2 rRNA genes are annotated in these 1,030 nt (G+C 50.3%); both read right to left on the minus strand.

Features of this window, described 5'->3' with window-relative positions:
* Positions 1 to 552: ribosomal RNA gene (locus ACFQ3W_RS25960) — 23S ribosomal RNA — on the minus strand; the annotation flags it as partial.
* A gap of 364 nt (positions 553 to 916) precedes the next feature.
* Positions 917 to 1,030 (minus strand): 16S ribosomal RNA (locus tag ACFQ3W_RS25965); the annotation flags it as partial.

Genomic DNA, 1,030 nt, shown 5'->3' on the forward strand with positions numbered 1-1,030 from the left:
TTTTTCACTCCCCTTCCGGGGTGCTTTTCACCTTTCCCTCACGGTACTGCTTCACTATCGGTCGCTAGGGAGTATTTAGCCTTACCAGATGGTCCTGGCAGATTCATACGGGGTTTCACGTGCCCCGCACTACTCGGGATCCGTCTCGGAGGGAACACACTTTCGATTACAGGACTTTTACCTTCTTTGGTGGGCCTTTCCAGACCTCTTCGTCTAATCTGTTCCTTTGTAACTCCATGTGAGACGTCCCACAACCCCGAAGAGCAAGCTCTTCGGTTTAGGCTGCTCCGCGTTCGCTCGCCGCTACTGACGGAATCACTCTTGTTTTCTCTTCCTCAGGGTACTTAGATGTTTCAGTTCCCCTGGTATGCCTCTTCACATCCTATGAATTCAGATATGAGTGACTGGATATGACTCCAGCCGGGTTGCCCCATTCGGATATCCCCGGATCAAAGCTTGCTTACAGCTCCCCGAGGCGGTTTCGTTGTTCGCCACGTCCTTCTTCGGCTCCTAGCGCCTAGGCATCCTCCGTGTGCTCTTAGTAGCTTAACCATAATGCTCTGGTATTGCGCTGCTCGCTCTGTTGCTCGTCGTTTCGTCTCGGGCTTTCGCCCTGACTCACGTACTCGCAAAGGATCGATCATCGCAAAACCTTCGCACAGCCACTTTATTACTTCCTTGGTCATTTTCATGACACAAGTTCAGCTTAAAGGATTGTTCTAAAACGCAAATTTCGTTTCGTTTATCCAGTTTTCAAGGATCAAAGACTGAAAAATTCAGTCGTTTGAGAGTTGAACTCTCAAAACTGACCAACGAGTGAGTATGGTTGACTTTACTTCGTAAAGTCTAGTTATCCGGCCGCTTACGCGGACCGAACTTTTTGAATGCTTCCGTTGCAGGAAGCGATTCTCCATAGAAAGGAGGTGATCCAGCCGCACCTTCCGATACGGCTACCTTGTTACGACTTCACCCCAATCATCTACCCCACCTTCGGCGGCTGGCTCCTTGCGGTTACCTCACCGACTTCGGG

The organism is Paenibacillus puldeungensis, from assembly GCF_042678945.1.
GTDB classification, from domain to species: Bacteria; Bacillota; Bacilli; order Paenibacillales; family Paenibacillaceae; genus Fontibacillus; species Fontibacillus puldeungensis.